Raw genomic sequence first — 17,331 nt, 5'->3', positions numbered from 1 at the left:
TCCTCCCATGACCACTCCCGACAACCAGTCCGCGGCCCAGGTCGCCGCCCCGCCCGGTGGGCGTCTCCTCGGCGTGGCCAAGCGGGGCGCCGAGCGCCTGCTGTGGGGCCGCGTCGCCGTCCAGCGACGGGTCGAGCGGCGCCTGCAGGAGCGCGACGGGGAGTCGCGCCCGGTGCCGACCTCCGTGCCGCCGACCGGGGTGCTGCGCACCCGGGCGGAGTGGGAGAAGGCCGTCGCCGAGGCACGTCACCTCCGGCTGCCGCTGCACCGCGACCGGCCGAAGAACTGGGACGCCCTCGGGGCCGTCGCGGCCGTGCTGGCCCTCGCCGACGACGGGTCGCGTGCCGCGCGCGTCATGGACGCCGGGAGCGCCCGGTACTCGCCGGTCCTGCCGTGGCTGCGGCTCTACGGCCTCGGGTCCGAGCCCGGCTCGCTGCTCGGCATCAACCTCGAGTTCGGCGAGCCCACCCTCCGCGACGGGGTGGAGTTCCGCTACGGCGACGTGACCTCCACCGGCCTCGGCGACGGCTCGCTCGACGCCGTGACCTGCATGTCGGTCATCGAGCACGGGGTGCCGGTCGAGCCCTTCCTTGCCGAGACCGCCCGGGTGCTGCGCCCCGGAGGGGTGCTGTGCGTCTCCACCGACTACGACCAGAACCCGCCTGACACCGCCGGCCTCACGGCATACGGCACGCCGGTGCGGATCTTCGACCCGGCGCAGATCCGCGAGCTGGTGGCGGCCGCCGACCGCGTCGGCCTCGAGCTCGTCGGCGAGCTGACCGACGAGGCGCTGGCCCACCGCGAGCGGCCGGTGCGCTGGGCCCGGCTCGGCCTCGACTACACCTTCATCCTGTTGACCTTCCGCCGCCGGTAGGCGGCGACAGCGCCGCGACACGACGACAGTGCTGCGACACGACGACAGTGCTGCGACACGACGACAGTGCTGCGACACGACGACGGCGCCGGCCCCCGAGGGGGCCGGCGCCGTCGTCGTGGTGCCGAGGGGCGGGTCAGGCCGCGCCCGGCTCCTGGGTGTCGCTGGCCGGGTACTTCCTGATGAAGTCGACGACCACCGCGCCGGAGAGGTCGCCGCACATCTGGCGCTTGCCGGTGTCCTTGGCCCAGTGCGCGAGGGCGTAGGGCTTGTCGGCCGGGAAGGCCCCGCGCGAGCTGTCCCACTCGACGACGAGGAACTTGTCCTGCGCCTCGGGCTGCTTGTTGCCCTGCTCGGCGATGTCGCGCAGCAGCTGCTCCTTGCCCTTGGCCTTCTCGCCGTCGTACCAGAGCACCGTGTAGCCGTGCTCGAGGTTGTGCACGAGGGTCTCGAGCGGCGGGCGGTCCGCGGCGGTGTAGAACTTCCGCTCGCTGACCGCCGGGGCGGCGAAGTGGGGTCCGCTCGACGGCGGGACGGTCGTGTACTCGGCGGTGAGCTGGTCGGCCTTGGGGGTGCCCGGGCCGATGTGCTCGCCCTGGCCCTCGCCCGAGTCCGAGGCGACGGGGTCGCAGGAGGCGGCCGCGGCGCTCACGCCGAGGTTGGGCAGCTGCTGGCTCTTGGCGTCGTTGATCGCGTACGTCACCACGGCGCCCAGGCCGCCCAGGAGGACGAGGATGCCGACGACGATGCCGACGACGACTCGCTTCTCCTTGGCCTTCTGGGCGTTCTGGACCTCTGCCAGTCGCGCCTTGCGGTCCTGGCTCGCCTTCTTGTTGCTCACGGGATCCTCGCGTTCGGGGGTACTGGAGTTCGCGCGCAGTCTACGCAGGGCCGATGTGCGGCCTCGCCGGTGCAACGGGTCAGACTGTCCGTGTGTCCCCGTCCCGTCCGCCGGCCCGCACGTCTGCACCGGACCCTGCGCCCGACCCCGCGCCCGGGGTGGAGCGGGTGTGGCGGCCGAGACGGCCGGTCTCGCTCGGCGCGATCCTGACGATCTTCCGGCGGGGGAGCGGCGACCCGACCTTCGAGACCGACCAGGGGCAGGGGTGGTGGCTCGGGCTCCCGACCACGCTCGGCCCCGTCACGCTGCACCTGCAGGCCCGGCCCTCGGACGACGAGGTGGTCGCGCGCGCGTGGGGGCCCGGTGCGCAGTGGGTGCTCGACCAGGTGCCGGCGCTGCTCGGTGACGGTGACGACGCCGACGGCTTCGTGGCGCACCACCCGCAGGTGGCGCGGGCCAGGGCGCAGTATGCCGGGTGGCACGTGCCGCGGTCGGGCCTGGTGATGCACGCGCTGGTGCCCGCGGTCATCGAGCAGAAGGTGACCGGGCAGGAGGCGTTCTCGGCGCAGCGCGTGCTGGTGCGCAGGTACGGCCAGCGCGCGCCCGGGCCCGGCGCGGCCCGTGGGCTGTGGGTCGCGCCCGACCCGAGGACGTGGGCCACGATCCCGTCGTGGGAGTGGCTGCGGGCCAGCGTCGACGGCGCCCGCTCCGGCACGGCGGTGCGCGCCGCCCAGCGCGCCGGACGCCTCGAGGAGGCCGCGTCGCTGGGCCTGGAGGAGGCGCACCGGCGGCTGCGGACGATCCCGGGCATCGGCGTCTGGACCGCTGCCGAGGTGGCCCAGCGCGCGCTCGGCGACCCCGACTCCGTCAGCTTCGGTGACTACCACGTGGCCAAGAACATCACCTGGGCGCTGACGGGGGAGGCGCTCGACGACGACGCCTGCGCCGAGCTGCTCGAGCCGTATGCCGGGCACCGCTACCGCGTGCAGCGGCTCCTCGAGCTCGACGGCGCCGTGCGACCGCGACGTGGGCCGAGGATGGCGCCGCGTCGCCACCTGCCGACCCGCCCCCGCTGACCGGCTTGTCCTGCAGCAACTTCTGCTAGCTGAGGTTGCTGCCGTAGGGGTAGCTAGCAACCTGGCTCAGCGGCAGCAACCTCTGCTGAGTGCCGAGGTGAGACAGCGATGTTCAGCGTTCGGTGATCGCGAGCACGGCCTCGACGACGTCGGGCGGTGACGTCAGCTCGGCGCGCAGGCCCTCGCCCCACAGCGCCACCTCGAGCCGGGCCACCGCACGCCCGAGGGTGAACGGCTCGTCTGCCGTGACGCGCACGTCGCGGCTCCCGACGTCAACCCCCACGTCGGGCAGGTCGTGCAGCGCGACCCGCACCGCGCGGCTGACCCGGTCGGCCACCGGCTCGGGGTGCACGGCGGGTATGCCGCAGTGGGCCGCCGCGGGCGTGCCCGGCTCGACGCCCAGGCTCGCCCGCACCGCCTCGGCGCGGCCGTAGTCGAACCAGTCCTCGCGACCGGTGCGCACCAGGGCCGCGGCGCCGTCGCCGTCGGGCTCGACCACCCAGCCGCCGGCACCGCGGACCAGCGCGGCGGGCACCCCGTCGGCCTTGCCCTTGACCAGGTCGGCCGCGGCGGCCAGCTCGTCTGCCAGGGCCCGTGCGGTCACCGAGAGGGCGCGGCCGTCGGCGTCGACCCCGCCACGCAGGTCGTCGAGCACGGCGAGACCGGCGGCGCCGAGCGCGAAGTCGACCTGGCCTGCACGCCACGGACGCCCGGCGGTGTCACTGAGCACCAGGCCCAGGCGCCGGCACCCGGAGCGCGCCATCAGGTCGGCGCGCACCCGGCGCGCGTCGGCGTCGGGGTCGTCGGGCAGCAGCAGGAGGCGGTCGCCCGCCCCGGTGTTCGAGGCGTCCGCCCCGGCCGCAGCCATGACCGGCCCGGCCGCTGCGTGCACGATGCGGGTCACCCGCTCACCCGAGCGCCGCTCGGCCACCACGCGCCGGGTCTGCCCGGCGATGACGGCCTCCCGGTCGGCGCCCGGCTCCGCCCACAGCCCGAGGGCCTTGGAGACGACCTTGCTCGAGACCACGAGCACGTCGCCTTCGGCGAGGCGCTCGCCCGCGGCACCCACGGCGGCCAGGAGCAGCGCGGCGAGGTCGGCGCCCGCCGGCACCTCCGGCATACCGGGCAGGGCGGTGAGGGTGAGCGGCACGGTCAGCGCTGCCGCAGCTCGAGGGCGAGGTCGAGCGCGGCGCCGGCGATGTCGGCGGCGGCGCCGACGTCGGTCATGAGCAGCGGGCGGCCGCGCACGGTGAACCGCTGGCCGGCGAAGGCGTCCGCGTCGTCGGGTGCGACGAGCCAGCCGTCGAGGAAGTCGGCGTAGAGCCCGGCCACGGCGGCGGTCGTGGACTCGAGCCCGATCGCGTTCAGGCAGGCGTCGGCGTGCCCGCGCACGGGTGCGCCGGAGATGAGCGGGGAGACGCCGACGACGGGCGCGCTGGTGCCGCGCAGCGCGTCGCGCACGCCGGGCACGCCGAGGATGATGCCGATCGAGACGACGGGGTTGCTCGGCGGCAGCAGCACGACGTCGGCCTGCCGGATCGCGTCGAGCACGCCGGGCGCGGCGGTGGCCCGGTCCATGCCGACGGCCACGAACCGGCTCGCCGGCACCGCGGCCTGCATCCGCACCCACCACTCCTGGAAGTGCACCGCCTGCGGGCCCTCGCCCTCGTCGACGACGACGTGCGTCTCGACGGGGGAGTCGGTCATGGGCAGCAGGGTGACCCCCTGCTGCGGCAGCGCCCACCGCTCGGCGAGCCGCGCGGTCACCTCCGACAGCGTCAGGCCCTGGCCGAGCCACTGGGAGCGGACGATGTGGGTGCCGAAGTCCTGGTCGCCGAGGTGGAACCACTGTGGCAGGGCGCCGTATGCCGCCAGCTCGCCCTGCACGCGGAACGTCTCGTCCGCGCGCCCCCAGCCCTGCCCCTCGTGCACGCCCCCGCCGAGTGTGTAGAGGATGGTGTCGAGGTCGGGACAGACGCGCAGGCCGAAGAGGGTGATGTCGTCGCCGGTGTTGCCGATGACGGTGGTCGTGCTGTCCGCCAGCTCGGGTGTCCGGTCGAGGTGGGCGCGCAGGCCGCGGAGGAAACGGGCCCCTCCGACGCCGCCTGCGAGTGCCGTGATGCGCATGGCGGCCAGTGTGTCAGGGCGCGGTGGCGGACCCGCATCCGGCCGGGTCGAGGACCAGGGTCGGCCGTACGGGGCAAATATCAGACTTCCGCTTGACGAAACACGTATGACACGCGTGTAATTCCATCGTTGTCTCGATCACGCACAGCGGGGCAACCACCGGGTCGAGGAGGGAACCGTGCACGAACTTCAACTGGTCTCCGTCAGCTCAGCTGACGAGGCAGAGCTGTCCTGGCAGGAGCGCTCCCTGTGCGCTCAGACCGACCCGGAGGCGTTCTTCCCCGAGAAGGGCGGCAGCACCCGCGAGGCCAAGAAGGTCTGCGTCGGCTGCGAGGTCCGGGCCGAGTGCCTCGAGTACGCCCTCGCCAACGACGAGCGCTTCGGCATCTGGGGCGGGCTCTCCGAGCGGGAGCGCCGCAAGCTGAAGAAGCGTGCGGTCTAGTCGCCACCCGGCGACACCGCACCTGACGCAGAACGCATGACGCTCGCCCCAGCGCACGCCCACGCCCGCAACGGAGCTGCCGCAGCCACCGCCACGGTGACCGCGGTGCTGGTGCTCCGCAACCCCGGCCCCTGGGTCGGCGAGGTCCTCGACTCCCTTGCCCGCCAGACCCGCACGCCGGAGCGGCTGCTGGTGGTCGACGACGGGGCCCACGGCGAGGCCGTCGAGACGGTCCGGGGTCACGCGGCCCTCCGCGACGCCGTTGCTGACATCCGCTTCACCACGGTGGCGCCCGGCACCTCCCTCGGGTCCGCGGTCCGCGCCGCGCTCGCGAGCCCCTCCGACTCCTCCGAGCACGCGGGCCCCTCCGACTCCTCCGAGCACGCGGGCCCCTCCGACTCCCCAGCCTCGCCGGACTCCGCCCAGCCGGCCGACGTGGTCGAGCACCTCTGGTTGCTCACCGACGGCGCCGCCCCCGACCCGCTGGCGCTGGCCCGCCTCCTCGACGCCGTGCGCCGCTCGCCCTCCGTCGGCGCCGCCGGGCCGAAGCTGGTGCGCTGGGACGACCCGCGCACCTTGGAGTCGGTGGGCATCCAGCTCACCCGCGCGGGGCGCATCATTCCCTCGCCGTGGCCGGGCGAGCCCGACCAGGGCCAGTACGACCGGCGCACCGACGTGCTGGCCGTGCCGTTCGAGGGCATGCTGCTCGAGCGCGACCTCCTCGACGGTTTGCGCGGCCACGAGCCGGCCTTCGGCGACTTCGGCGCCGACCTCGACCTCTCCTGGCGGGCCCACCAGGCCGGTCACCGCGTGGTCGTCGTCCCGCGCGCGGTCGTGCGCACGCGACCGCGCAGCGGCGAGGGCGTCGCGTCGCGCCGCCGCGCAGCCCGCCGCGTCGCGCTCACCCGGTGCTCGCTGCCGGCCGCGCCGTTCCTCGCCCTGTGGGTCGCGGCCAGCGCGGTGCTCGGGGGACTCGTCCTCCTGGTGGCCAAGCAGCCCCGGGCCGCCTGGCGGGAGCTGTCCGACGTCGGCGCGCTGCTCGACCCGTGGCGCAGCCTGGGCGCGCGGTGGCGCTCACGCGGCAGCCGCACGCTGCGGCGCCGCGACCTGTCCGGCCTGTTCATCCGCCCTGCTTCGGCGATGCGCCACACCGCGGACCTCGTGCACGACCAGGTGGTGCTCGAGCGCGGTCCCGCGCAGCGGGCCCACACGCCGGTCGAGGCCCTCGAGAGCGGGCCCGTCTCGGACGAGGCGATGGACCTGCACGTCCTCTCCGCGTCGTGGGTCTCCCGCGTCCTGCGCAACCCGGGCGTCCTCGCGGTCGCGGTGGCCTCCGTCGTCACGCTCTTCGCAGGCCGGCACCTGCCGGGCGGCTTCGCCGGTCGGCTCGAGAGCGGCCTGGTCGGCGGCGAGCTCGTCGGGGTGCGGGCCGACTCGCGCACCCTCTGGCACGCCTGGCTCGACGGCTGGCACGGAGCCGCCTCGGGCTTCGCCGGGGAGCAGGGCCCCTACCTCGCGGTGGTCGCCGCGCTGGCCTGGCTCGGGGAGCACCTGCCGTGGTCCACGCCGGCCGCCTCACCCGTGGGCGCGACGGTGGCCGCGCTGGTCGGCCTCGCCTTCCCGCTTGCCACGCTCACGGCATACCTGTCGGCGCGGGTGGTCACCCGCTCGCCGTGGCCGCGCGCGCTGGCTGCCCTGGCGTGGTCGAGCACCGCCGTGGTCGCCACCGCCGTCGGCGCCGGCCGGCTCGGCGGCGTCGTCGCGGCGATCCTGCTGCCTGCGGTCGCCGCGGGCTTCGCGCTCGCCACCCGCCGCCGCAGCAGCGCCACGGCCACGGCGGCCACGGTGCTGGCCGCTGCCGTGCTCGCCGCGTTCGTCCCGGCCATGCTCGTCCTGGTCGCCGCCGCGTCCCTCGTGCTCGTCGTCCTCGGCCGCGGCACCGGGCCCCGGGTGCGCGGGCTCGTGCTGCTGGTGCTGCCGCCGGCGCTGATGGGGCCCTGGCTCCTGGCGCTCGTCGAGGCACCGCACCGGCTGCTCTCCGGTCCCGGCCTCGCCCTGTGGGGCGCGGCCAGCGCCCAGCCGTGGGAGATCGCCCTGGCCCACCCCGGGGGGCCGGGCTCCCACCCGGTGCTGTTCACCGCCCCGCTCGTGCTGGCCGGACTGGTGGGACTGCTGCGCTGCGGCCCGCGGTCGGCGGCCGCCACCTTCCTCGCCCTGCTCGCCCTCGTCGGGCTGGCGTTCGGGCTCGCGGCGCCGCGCCTGCAGCTCGGCACCGTGCCGGAGGGCCTCGAGGCGGCCGGTGAGCCGATCCTGGCCTGGCCCGGCGCCGGTCTGCTCGTCTACGTGCTGGCACTCCTGGCGGCGGCACTGCTGGGGGCCGACCGGCTGCCGGTGCGGCGCTCGTCCGGTGGCTGGCTCGCCGTGGCCCGCTGGCCGGTGGGCGCCGCAGTGGTCGTGGCGGTGCTGGCCAGCACCGGCTGGACCGCGTGGAAGGCCGTCGGCACCGAGCTCTCCGCCTGGGACGACCCCCGGCCCGCCGTCGCCATCGACCAGGCCGAGGGCACCCTGTCGAACCGGATGCTGCTGCTCGAGCCCGCCGACGGCCAGGTGCGCTACCAGCTGCTCGGCCGGGAGGTCTCTGGCGTGACCCGCGACCTGCCGCTCACCGCGGCCCAGCTGCCGGACCGCACCGGCTTGGCGCAGGCGGTCGGCCGCCTCTTCGAGCAGGGCGGCTCGCCAGACTCGCCCGAACCCGCCGCAGCGCTGTCCGACCACGCCGTCGGCTTCGTCGGCCTGCGCGCCGAGGACACCGACCCCACCATCCGCGCGCTCGACGCCACGGCTGGCCTGTCCCGGCTCGGCGAGCACCACGGCGTGATGTTCTGGCGGGTGCTGCCCGATCGGGCGGCCGAGGGCACCCTCGCTCCCTCCCGGGCCCGGCTCGTCGACGCCAAGGGCGTCACCCGCGAGGTGGAGGTCACCGGCGACCACGGACGCACCGCCACGTCGCTGTCGCCCGGGCGCGGCGCGAGCCTGGTGGTCGCCGAGCCGGCCGAGTGGGCCGAGCACGCGCGGGTCACCTACGAGGGCGAGGTGCTGCGGGCAGACCCCGGGGCCGCCCAGCCCACCTACGCGCTGCCCGCCGAGCCGGGCCGGCTCGTGGTCGAGGTCCTTCCCACCCACCCGCTGTGGCGGTGGGCGCAGCTCGCACTCCTCGTCGCCGTGGCGTTCGTCGCGCTGCCCGTCGGCGGCCGCCGCACCAGGAGCCGCTCGTGATCGTCTCTGTCAAGGGCATCGCCCGCACCGTGCTCGCAGCCGGCGCCGGTGCCGGACTCGTGTATGCCGCCATGCAGGCTCCCGGCGCGGTGGCCTTGGGGCCGTCCGGCAACGCCGACACCAGCACCGACGGCGGGATGAGCACCGTGCGCAGCGCGGCGCTGGTCTGCTCCGGTCCCGAGATGAAGGGCCTCGCCGGTCTCGGCGACCTCCCGGTCGACGTGACGGTCGCCGCCTCCGCCGCGCCGGTGCGCGTGCTCACCGGCCTGGCGCTGCCGAAGGAGGAGGGGGCCTTCGTGCTCACGGGCCTCGACGGCGGTTCGGTCCGCGCGAGGACGACGGCTCGGGGCCTGGTGGCGACCACGCCGCTGTCCGAGGCGGCCCCGGTCATGGTGCGCGGGCAGCAGTCGATGGCCCCGGGCCTGGCGGCCACCCAGTCGTGGCTGGTGCCCGACGGCGACAACCGCAGCCTCGGCATGACCCCGTGCGGCCAGCCGAGCGCGGACGCCTGGCTCGTCGCCGGGGCCGGTGCGGCCGGTCGCCAGGAGCGGCTCGTGCTGACCAACCCGGGGGAGAACCCGGTCACGGTCGACCTCACCCTCCACGGCGCCGAGGGCGCGGTCGAGTCGCCCGTCGGGAAGGGCATCGTCGTCCCGTCGCGGGGGCGGACGGTGGTGCTGCTCGACTCGATCTCCGGGGCCGAGGCGTCGCCGGTCGTGCACGTCGTGGCCCAGGGCGGTGTGGTGCACGCGGTGCTCAACGACCGCTGGCTCGACGGCTCGGTCGCCGCGGGCAGCGACGACGCGGTCGCGGCCGCGGCACCCTCGCGCGAGCAGGTCGTGCCTGCCGTCGCCGTCGACGGGTACGCGGCGCTGCGCGTGGCCGTGCCGGGCGACGGTGAGGCCGTCGTGCAGGCCCGCGCGTTGACCCCCTCCGGCCCGCGGGCGCTGCCCCGGGACGGCGTCGTGCGGGTGCCGGGCGGGGCAGTGCGCAACATCAGCCTGAAGGGCCTGCCAACGGGCACCTACGGCGTGCAGGTGCGGGCGGACGTGCCCGTCGTCGCTGGGGTGGGCGTGCAGCGCCGGGGTGGCACCACCACGGTGGGCGACTTCGCCTGGACGACGTCCACCGCCCCGATCCGGGGTGTGGCCGGTGCGCCCCTGCCCGCCCACACCCTGGCGGGCAACCCGCTCGACCTCTCCCTCGCCCTGACCAGCACGGGCGCCGGCGCCGGCGTCGAGGTGGTGACGACCGACGCCTCGGGCAGGGCGACCTCGCGTCGCCTGAGCGTGCGGGCCGACTCCGCGGCCACCGTCGACCTGGCGGGGGCCACCACGGTGTGGGTGCACCGCCTCTCGGGCAAGGGTCAGGTGCGGGCGGGCGTGGTCGCCGGGGGCGAGGACTCCCGCGGCGAGCTCATCGCCGTGATGCCGCTGTCGGACGCCACCTTGCGGACGACCAGCGTGGGCCTGCTCGAGGTGCCCCAGTAGCGAAAGTGAACCTGGGGTTCACAGAACCCGAACCCTCGGTTCGCTTTGCTCACCACCACACCAAAGCCCGGGGTGTGCCGCCAACGCAGCCCCGCGGCATACGGGGATGTGCCGGGTGGTGGGCTCACGGAGCAGCCCGAGCAGTCAGTCGAGGTCGTCGCCGTAGCGGGGGTCGAGCTCGGCGGGGGAGACCCCGAGCAGCGCCGCCACCTGCTCGACCACCACGTCCTGCACGATCGCGGTGAGCTCGCGGGTGTCGTGGGCGCGGCTCTCGACGGGTCGCCGGTAGACGACGATGCGGGCGGGCAGCTTGCCCTGGGCGGGGAAGAGTCGGCCCAGGGGCACGACGGCGCTCTCCCACGGGGCCGGGTCGCTCGGGGGCACGTCCTCGACGGCGAACTCGACCTCCGGGTACTGCGGGCCCAGGCGCGGCTCGAGGCGGGAGGCGGCGTCGAGCACGAGCTCGTCGAACTGCTCGCGGCGCGAGGCCATCGCGGGCACGGCCGGCCAGGCGAGGGGGCCGCGGCGGCCCCGGCCCCGGCGGTCCCGGCGCAGCCGCGGGGGGACCGCAGCGGCGCGGGAGGAGCTCGCGGAGGAGCCGGCAGCCGTCATGCCCGCCATGCTACGGCGTGCCGTTGCAGGATCCGGCCGGTCGTGGTTTAGAGTCCCCGCGTGAGTCTGACGAGGAGGTGTTCGCGCACCGCGTGCCCCAACGCCGCGATCGCGACCCTGACCTACGTCTACTCCGACTCGACGGCCGTCGTCGGCCCGCTCGCGACCTACGCCGAGCCGCACACCTACGACCTGTGCACCGTCCACGCCGAGCGCCTGTCCGCGCCCCGGGGCTGGGAGGTCGTTCGCCTGTCGGGGGAGTACGTCGAGCCGGAGCCCACCCACGACGACCTGCTCGCCCTCGCCAACGCCGTGCGCGAGGCCGGCAAGCCCCGCCTGACCGAGCACCCCACGCCGACCGTGGTGCCGGGCCAGGTCGGCCGCACCGACGAGACCCGCTCGGGGGCCGTCGAGACCGGCCGCCGCGGTCACCTGCGCGTCCTGCGCGACCTCTGACCCCCAAGGCGCCAGGCCCTACAGCGCCAGCGGCAGCACCTGCGCGCTGGGCAGGTCGGCGATCTGCGCCGCCGGCACGAGCAGCTTGCTTGCCCGGATGCCGCTGCCGATGACGACGTCGCCGGCCTCGACGACCGCGGGGTCGATGAGCACCGGCCAGGACGCGGGCAGGCCCACGGGGGTGATCCCGCCGAACTCCATGCCGGTGAGCTCCACCGCCTCGTCCTGCGGGGCAAAGGAGATCTTGCGCACGTCGAGGTGCCGGCGGACGACGCCGTTGATGTCGGCGCGCATGGTCGCGAGCACCAGCACCGCGGCATACCTGACCTCGCCGGCCCGCCGGCCGGCCACGACCACGCAGTTGGCCGAGTGCTCGAGGGGGGAGCCGTAGGCCGCGCAGAAGGCGGCCGTGTCGGCGAGGTCCGGGTCGATGGGGGCGACCCTCGCGCCCGGGAGGGCGTGGACGGCCAGGGCCACGGGCGGCGCGAGCAGTGCCTGCTGGGTGGGGTCGTGGGCGGGCGTCCAGCTCAGGTGTCCTTCGGCAGTCACGTTCGGACCCTAACCGCAGACGCGCCGGGCAGGGCAGGGGAAGGCCTCGGCGGCGCCGCCACGTGGGCGCCGGCGCCGCACCGCTAGGGTTTCGGCGTGACCGCCCCCGTGCTTGCCGACTTCATCAAGGCCTACGACGTCCGTGGCGTCGTGCCCGACCAGCTCAACGTCGACGTCGCCTACGCCCTGGGCTCGGCCTTCGCGCAGGTGGTCGCGCTGCCGGAGCGGGCCGAGGCCGTCGTCATCGGCCACGACATGCGGCCCTCGTCGCCCGAGCTCTCGCGGGCCTTCGCCGACGGCGTGGCCTCGCACGGGGTCGACGCCGTGCTCATCGGCCTGTGCAGCACCGACGGCCTCTACTACGCCAGTGGCGCGCTCGACCTGCCCGGCGCGATGTTCACCGCGAGCCACAACCCGGCGCAGTACAACGGCATCAAGCTGTGCCGCGCCGGCGCCCGGCCGGTCGGGCAGGACTCCGGCCTGGCCGACATCCGCGACCTCGGCCAGGCCATCCTCGACGGCGGCAACTCCTTCGCCCGCGAGGACACCGAGACCGGCACCGTCACCGAGCGCGACGTGCTGGCCGACTACGCCGGGTTCCTGCGCTCGCTCGTCGACCTCTCGAACGTCCGGCCGCTCAAGGTCGTCGTGGACGCCGGCAACGGGATGGGCGGGCACACGGTCCCCGCCGTGCTCGGCACCGCCGCCGGGCTCGACGCCCTGCCGCTCGAGGTGGTCGAGCTCTACTTCGAGCTCGACGGCACCTTCCCCAACCACGAGGCCAACCCGCTCGAGCCCGAGAACCTGCGCGACCTGCAGGCCGCGGTCCGCGAGCACGGCGCCGACATCGGCCTGGCCTTCGACGGCGACGCCGACCGCTGCTTCGTCGTCGACGAGCGGGGCGAGCCGGTCAGCCCGAGCGCCATCACCGCGCTGGTGGCGACCCGTGAGGTGGCCCGCGAGGCGGCCGCCGGCACCCCGGCCGAGAAGGTCAGCATCGTCTACAACGTCATCTCCTCGGCGGCGGTCCCCGAGATCATCGACGAGGCCGGCGCGGTGGGCGTGCGCACCCGGGTCGGGCACTCGTTCATCAAGGCGGAGATGGCGCGGGCGGGGGCGGTGTTCGGCGGCGAGCACAGCGCCCACTACTACTTCCGCGACTTCTGGTTCGCCGACACGGGGATGCTCGCGGCGATGCACGTGCTCGCCGCCCTGGGGACCCAGGACGAGCCGCTCAGCCGGCTCACCGCGGCATACAGCCGGTATGCCGCGTCCGGCGAGATCAACTCGACGGTCGCTGATGCTGCGGGCACGACCGAGATGGTGCGAGAGTGGGCTGCGGGTCGGGGGGCGGAGTTCGACACCCTCGACGGGCTGACCGCGACCCACCGTGGGGGAGAAGGAGACCCGATGTGGTGGTTCAACCTGCGCGCGTCGAACACCGAGCCCCTGCTGAGACTCAACGTGGAGGCCGCCGATGAGGCCACAATGGAGCGGGTGCGGGACGACGTCCTGGCCCTGGTGAGAGGAGAGGCCCGATGACCGACAAGGCCGGCGCACCCCTGGTCGAGCCCTGGCTGCGCGAGATCCTGCGCTGCCCGGCGTGCCATGCCGAGCTCGCGGACGCGCAGGGGCCGTCGGGGTCGCCCGAGCTGCACTGCACGAACACGCCCGCCTGCGGTCTGCAGTACCGCATCGACGACGGCGTGCCCGTCCTCCTCGTCGACGAAGCCCGCAAGCCCGGCTGACGGGCATCGCGATGGCACCGCTGCTCGACGAGGCGCGCTTCGACAGCGAGGAGGCGTGTGCCGCCCTCGACTCCCACGGCACCCTGCGCTCGCTCGCGATGGCCGGTGCCCAGGTGCGCCTGGCGCTGACCCTGTCGCAGGAGGCGGGCATCGAGCGGGTCGGCGGGGGACAGCGTCCGCGGTCGGTGCTCGTGGCCTCGCTCGGCGGCACGGCCGTCGTGTGCGACGTGCTGGAGACGCTGGCCGAGCCCGGCTCGCCGGTGCCGGTCAGCGTGCGCCGCAACGTGCCGCTGCCGGGCTGGGTGGGGCCGCTCGACCTCGTCATCGCGGTGTCGCAGTCGGGGCGCGCCGCCGGACCGCTGGCGCTGGCGGCCGAGGCGGGGCGGCGGGGGGCGTCGCTGCTGACGGTGGGGGCTGACGAGTCGCCGCTGGCCGACGTGTGCGCCCGTGCCCACGGCGTGCACATCGACGTCGGCAACGACCGCGACGGCTCGCGCACCCACCTGTGGGCGATGCTCGCCCCCGTCATGCTCGCCGCCGGCCACCTCGGGCTGGCCGACGTCGACGCCGCCGTGCTCGAGGCGGTGGCCGACCGGCTCGACGAGCGCGCGGACGCCTGCCGGCCCTCGTCGGAGTCCTTCGTCAACCCGGCCAAGGTGCTCGCCGTCGACCTCGCCGACACCGTGCCCGTGGTGCTCGGCGACGGGCCGCTCAACGGCGTGGCCGCCTCGCGCGCGGCCTCGATGCTGGCGCGCACCGCCCGTATGCCGGCGACGTCCGGTGAGCTGCCGGACGCCGCCTCCCAGATCGTGGCCTGCTTCGACGGTCCCTTCACGGCGGCCTTCGGCAGCGGCTCGGCAGGTCGCGCGGCGGACGACGTCTTCGCCGACCCCTACCTCGACGGGCCCACGCCGCCGCGACTGGGCCTGCTCATGCTGCGCGACGCCGTGCCGGAGAACCCCTCGCCCGAGGTCGCCGAGGCCGAGGCCCTGACCGAGGCGGTCGTGGAGTCGGCCCGCGAGACCGGCGTGCGGGTCTCGCAGGTGACGGCCGAGCCGGGTCACCCCCTCGTGCGCCTGGCTGGCCAGATCGCCACGACCGACTTCGCCGCCACCTACCTCGCCCTCGGCCTCGGGCTCGACCCGGCCGTGGCGCCGCACGTCGCCGGCCTGCGCTCGGGCCGCCAGTGACGCTGCTCGACCACCTCCCGCCGCAGGGGCAGCGGGACCCCGACTCGCTGTTCGACGCGTTCGTCGCCTGGGCCTCCTCGCAGGGCCTGACGCTCTACCCGGCGCAGGAGGAGGCGCTCATCGAGGTGATGACGGGGTCCAACGTGATCCTGTCGACCCCGACCGGGTCGGGGAAGAGCCTGGTCGCCACCGGGGCCCACTTCGCCGCGCTGGCCGCTGGTGTGCGGACCTACTACACGGCACCGATCAAGGCGCTGGTGTCGGAGAAGTTCTTCGCGCTGTGCGACCTGTTCGGACCGGCCAACGTGGGGATGCTGACCGGAGATGCCTCCGTCAACGCGGACGCGCCGATCATCTGCTGCACCGCTGAGGTGCTGGCCAACATCGCCCTGCGCACGGGGGCCTCGCCCGACATCGGGCAGGTGGTGATGGACGAGTTCCACTTCTACTCCGAGCCCGACCGGGGGTGGGCCTGGCAGGTGCCGCTGCTCGAGCTGGCGCGCACCCAGTTCGTGCTGATGTCGGCGACGCTGGGTGACGTCACGCCGTTCCAGAAGGACCTCACTCGTCGCACCGGGCGCACGACCGCGGTGGTGACGTCGGCGCAGCGGCCGGTGCCGCTGTCGTACTCGTGGGCGCTGACGCCCCTGCACGAGACGCTCGAGGAGCTGCTGACCACGCACCAGGCGCCGGTCTACGTCGTGCACTTCACGCAGGCCGCGGCGCTGGAGCGGGCGCAGGCGCTGATGTCGATCAACGTCTGCACCCGGGCCGAGAAGGACGAGATCGCTGCTCTCATGGGCGGGTTCCGCTTCTCGGCCGGGTTCGGCAAGACGCTGTCGCGCCTCGTGCGGCACGGGATCGGGGTGCACCACGCGGGGATGCTGCCCAAGTACCGGCGGCTCGTCGAGCAGCTGGCGCAGGCCGGGCTGCTCAAGGTCATCTGCGGCACCGACACCCTGGGGGTGGGCATCAACGTGCCGATCCGCACGGTGGTGCTGACCGGGCTGACGAAGTTCGACGGGTCGCGGCAGCGGCTGCTCAAGGCGCGCGAGTTCCACCAGATCGCGGGACGCGCGGGTCGGGCCGGCTACGACACCTCGGGATCCGTTGTCGTGCAGGCGCCGGAGCACGTCATCGAGAACCACAAGGCGCTGCAGAAGGCGGGCGACGACCCCAAGAAGCAGCGCAAGGTGCAGCGCAAGAAGCCGCCCGAGGGTTTCGTGACCTGGACGGAGGAGCAGTTCCACCGGCTCGTCGAGGCCGAGCCGGAGCCGCTGGTCTCGCGCATGCAGGTGAGCCACTCGATGCTGCTGAACGTCCTTGCGAGAGAGGGCGATCCCTACCTGGCGATGGCGAAGCTGCTGCGCGACAACCACGAGGACCCGCGCCGGCAGGCCCGGCTGTCGAAGCGGGCGATCCAGATCTACCGGTCGCTGCTGACGGCGGGGGTGGTGGAGCGGCTCCCTTCCCCGGATGACGACGGCCGGACGGTGCGGCTGGTCGAGGACCTGCAGTTCGGGTTCGCGCTCAACCAGCCGTTGTCGCCCTTCGCGCTGGCTGCCTTCTCGGTGCTCGATCCCGAGTCCCCGACCTACGCCCTCGACGTGCTCTCGGTGGTGGAGGCGACGCTCGACGACCCGCGCCAGGTGCTGATGGCTCAGCAGTTCAAGGCCCGTGGCGAGGCCGTCGCGGAGATGAAGGCCGAGGGCATCGAGTACGACGAGCGGATGGAGCTGCTCGACGACGTCACCTGGCCCAAGCCGCTGCAGGAGCTGCTCGAGGCGGTGTTCGAGACCTACCGGCAGGGGCACCCCTGGGTGGCCGAGACGCCGCTGTCGCCGAAGTCGGTGGTGCGTGACCTGTGGGAGCGCGCCATGACGTTCGGCGAGTTCGTCGCCTACTACGGGCTGTCGCGCTCCGAGGGTCTGGTGCTGCGGTACCTCTCGGACGCCTACAAGGCGCTGCGCCAGACCGTGCCGGACTCACTGAAGACCGAGGAGGTCTCGGACCTCATCGAGTGGCTGGGCGAGGTGGTGCGGCAGACCGACTCGAGCCTGCTGGACGAGTGGGAGCAGCTGACCGACCCCTCGGCGGTCGCCGCGCTGGCTGGTGCCGCTGAGGTCAGGCCCGGGGGAGCGGCAGACGAGCCGCGGCCGATCACCTCCAACGAGCGGGCCTTCCGGGTGCTCGTCCGCAACGCCATGTTCCGGCGGGTGGAGCTGGCCGCCCTGCGCCGGTGGAACGACCTGGGCGAGCTGGATGCCGACTCCGGGTGGGACGCCGAGCGGTGGCGGGAGGCGATCGAGGACTACTTCGAGGAGTACGACTCGATCGGGACCGGCCCCGACGCACGCGGGCCGGCTCTCCTGCAGGTGACCCGGGAGCCGGGGCGCTGGCTGGTGCGGCAGGTCATCGACGATCCCGAGGGCGACCACGACTGGGCGATCACGGCGGTGGTCGACCTGGCCGCTTCGGACCAGGCTGGCGAGGCCGTCGTCTCTGTCACCGCCTTCGGACCGGTCGGCGGGTTCGCAGCCGAGCGCGAGTAGCCCACCCGACGTCTGCGTCGAGCCGGCTACTGCACGCGCTGCAGATCCTCTGCGTTGGGCAGGTCGAGCAGAGACGCTGCCGGTGCCAGCAGTTTCGT

Annotated in this window: 15 protein-coding genes; 10 read left to right on the top strand and 5 right to left on the bottom strand. The window is 74.7% G+C overall.

The features are described 5' to 3' along the window. The first annotated feature begins 7 nt into the window (after positions 1–7). On the top strand, positions 8–874 hold the full coding sequence (locus P0Y31_RS12295) for a methyltransferase domain-containing protein (RefSeq protein ID WP_275869738.1): 867 nt from the start codon (positions 8–10) through the stop codon (positions 872–874). Between the two features lie 136 nt (positions 875–1,010). On the opposite strand, the gene P0Y31_RS12290 is transcribed toward P0Y31_RS12295, so the two are convergent. Further along, entirely contained in the window at positions 1,011–1,715 is a 705-nt protein-coding gene (locus tag P0Y31_RS12290) for a DUF3105 domain-containing protein (RefSeq protein ID WP_275869736.1), read from the bottom strand. Positions 1,716–1,807: 92 nt separating this feature from the next. Between P0Y31_RS12290 and P0Y31_RS12285 the strand changes: the two genes are divergently transcribed. Further along, complete coding sequence (locus tag P0Y31_RS12285; protein ID WP_275869733.1) at positions 1,808–2,791, top strand: DNA-3-methyladenine glycosylase 2 family protein; 984 nt, start codon at positions 1,808–1,810, stop codon at positions 2,789–2,791. 112 nt (positions 2,792–2,903) lie between these two features. Here the strand turns inward: P0Y31_RS12285 and P0Y31_RS12280 are convergent, their stop codons facing one another. Next, positions 2,904–3,941 carry a coenzyme F420-0:L-glutamate ligase gene (locus P0Y31_RS12280; protein WP_275869731.1) on the bottom strand — a complete coding sequence of 346 codons (1,038 nt, stop codon included), beginning with the start codon at positions 3,939–3,941 and terminating at the stop codon, positions 2,904–2,906. 2 nt (positions 3,942–3,943) lie between these two features. Further along, positions 3,944–4,918 (bottom strand): 2-phospho-L-lactate transferase, encoded by a 975-nt coding sequence (gene cofD / locus P0Y31_RS12275; protein ID WP_275869729.1) that lies wholly within the window; start codon positions 4,916–4,918, stop codon positions 3,944–3,946. 178 nt (positions 4,919–5,096) lie between these two features. Between cofD and P0Y31_RS12270 the strand changes: the two genes are divergently transcribed. The 3 genes from P0Y31_RS12270 to P0Y31_RS12260 are packed head-to-tail and all read left to right on the top strand — an operon-like array spanning position 5,097 to position 10,126. Beyond that, complete coding sequence (locus P0Y31_RS12270) at positions 5,097–5,360, top strand: WhiB family transcriptional regulator (RefSeq protein WP_275809821.1); 264 nt, start codon at positions 5,097–5,099, stop codon at positions 5,358–5,360. Between the two features lie 36 nt (positions 5,361–5,396). Then, positions 5,397–8,636: a glycosyltransferase gene (locus P0Y31_RS12265; protein ID WP_275869726.1), complete on the top strand. Its 3,240-nt coding sequence runs from the start codon at positions 5,397–5,399 to the stop codon at positions 8,634–8,636. Next, entirely contained in the window at positions 8,633–10,126 is a 1,494-nt protein-coding gene (locus P0Y31_RS12260; RefSeq protein WP_275869724.1) for a DUF5719 family protein, read from the top strand. The genes P0Y31_RS12265 and P0Y31_RS12260 overlap by 4 nt, the downstream gene beginning before the upstream one ends. 144 nt (positions 10,127–10,270) lie before the next feature. Here P0Y31_RS12260 and P0Y31_RS12255 read toward each other — a convergent pair whose 3' ends face one another. Beyond that, positions 10,271–10,738, bottom strand: a complete 468-nt coding sequence (locus P0Y31_RS12255; RefSeq protein ID WP_275809814.1) for a metallopeptidase family protein — start codon at positions 10,736–10,738, stop codon at positions 10,271–10,273. Between the two features lie 60 nt (positions 10,739–10,798). Here P0Y31_RS12255 and P0Y31_RS12250 point away from each other — a divergent pair, with 60 nt between their 5' ends. After that, positions 10,799–11,194 (top strand): DUF3499 domain-containing protein, encoded by a 396-nt coding sequence (locus P0Y31_RS12250; RefSeq protein ID WP_275869721.1) that lies wholly within the window; start codon positions 10,799–10,801, stop codon positions 11,192–11,194. Positions 11,195–11,212: 18 nt separating this feature from the next. Here the strand turns inward: P0Y31_RS12250 and P0Y31_RS12245 are convergent, their stop codons facing one another. Next, a complete protein-coding gene (locus P0Y31_RS12245; RefSeq protein ID WP_275869719.1) occupies positions 11,213–11,743 on the bottom strand; it encodes a YbaK/EbsC family protein in 531 nt (176 codons plus the stop codon). A 96-nt stretch (positions 11,744–11,839) separates the two neighbouring features. Here P0Y31_RS12245 and P0Y31_RS12240 point away from each other — a divergent pair, with 96 nt between their 5' ends. The 4 genes from P0Y31_RS12240 to P0Y31_RS12225 are packed head-to-tail and all read left to right on the top strand — an operon-like array spanning position 11,840 to position 17,233. Continuing rightward, the gene (locus P0Y31_RS12240) at positions 11,840–13,285 is read left to right on the top strand and encodes a phosphomannomutase/phosphoglucomutase (protein WP_275869716.1); all 1,446 of its coding nucleotides are present in this window, start codon (positions 11,840–11,842) and stop codon (positions 13,283–13,285) included. After that, complete coding sequence (locus P0Y31_RS12235; RefSeq protein WP_275809801.1) at positions 13,282–13,491, top strand: hypothetical protein; 210 nt, start codon at positions 13,282–13,284, stop codon at positions 13,489–13,491. Before P0Y31_RS12240 ends, P0Y31_RS12235 begins: the two co-directional genes overlap by 4 nt. A gap of 11 nt (positions 13,492–13,502) precedes the next feature. Further along, positions 13,503–14,681: an SIS domain-containing protein gene (locus tag P0Y31_RS12230; RefSeq protein ID WP_275869713.1), complete on the top strand. Its 1,179-nt coding sequence runs from the start codon at positions 13,503–13,505 to the stop codon at positions 14,679–14,681. Then, complete coding sequence (locus tag P0Y31_RS12225) at positions 14,678–17,233, top strand: DEAD/DEAH box helicase (protein WP_275869710.1); 2,556 nt, start codon at positions 14,678–14,680, stop codon at positions 17,231–17,233. Before P0Y31_RS12230 ends, P0Y31_RS12225 begins: the two co-directional genes overlap by 4 nt. Positions 17,234–17,331: the final 98 nt, after the last annotated feature.

Source organism: Knoellia sp. 3-2P3, from assembly GCF_029223115.1.
In the GTDB taxonomy this organism is placed as follows: Bacteria; Actinomycetota; Actinomycetes; order Actinomycetales; family Dermatophilaceae; genus Pedococcus_A.
This window is presented reverse-complemented; position numbering and strand designations above follow the sequence as displayed.